The 516-nt window shown below is 70.5% G+C and carries 1 protein-coding gene; it reads left to right on the top strand.

All coding sequences use genetic code 11. The features are described 5' to 3' along the window. Positions 1-108: 108 nt before the first annotated feature. Positions 109-462 (top strand): hypothetical protein, encoded by a 354-nt coding sequence (locus N2041_RS14840; protein WP_297679418.1) that lies wholly within the window; start codon positions 109-111, stop codon positions 460-462. The last annotated feature ends 54 nt before the right edge of the window (positions 463-516 follow it).

Genomic DNA, 516 nt, shown 5'->3' with positions numbered 1-516 from the left:
CCGGCTGGCCGCGCAGCTCCGGCATGTCGATCACGATGTCCATGGCTCCCGTTCCCTTCCCGGAAGTGGCCCTTCAAAGTCGTCCCTCGTGCGGTCCATCGTAGGGCCATGGACGAAGTATGGACGTCTCCCCTCCGGTACATTCCTGCCGCCCTGCTGGCAGCAGGGGGCGCATGGCTGCTCCTGACTGGCCTGCTCCACGGCCGCGCCGGCCTCCAGCGGGCGGGGTCGGCGCTCCCGGGCGGCAACTGGCTGCTCATGCGGGGCATCCGGCGGCTCACCCAGGGTGCGGCCCTGCTCGCCGTTGGAGCGGGCTGGGCCTTCCAGTGGCCGGTCTCGATTGCTGCCGGGCTCATCTTCGGCTTCGAAGAACTCATCGAAACGAGCATCGCTGCGGCGGCGCTGCGCGAGGAGGCAGAACGTGAAGCGCTGGCGGTTCGTCCCGGGAGACCGGCGCCGTGAGGAGGACGCGGCGGCTTCGCGCTTCGTGTGCAGGCCGCCCTCACGGTGCAGGGG

The organism is Tepidiforma sp. (assembly GCF_026419595.1).
GTDB lineage: Bacteria > Chloroflexota > Dehalococcoidia > Tepidiformales > Tepidiformaceae > Tepidiforma.
This window is presented reverse-complemented; position numbering and strand designations above follow the sequence as displayed.

Bases quoted from the DNA above. Each gene is read 5' to 3' on its own strand.
- N2041_RS14840 (WP_297679418.1), top strand. From the start codon at position 109: ATGGACGAAGTATGGACGTCTCCCCTCCGGTACATTCCTGCCGCCCTG.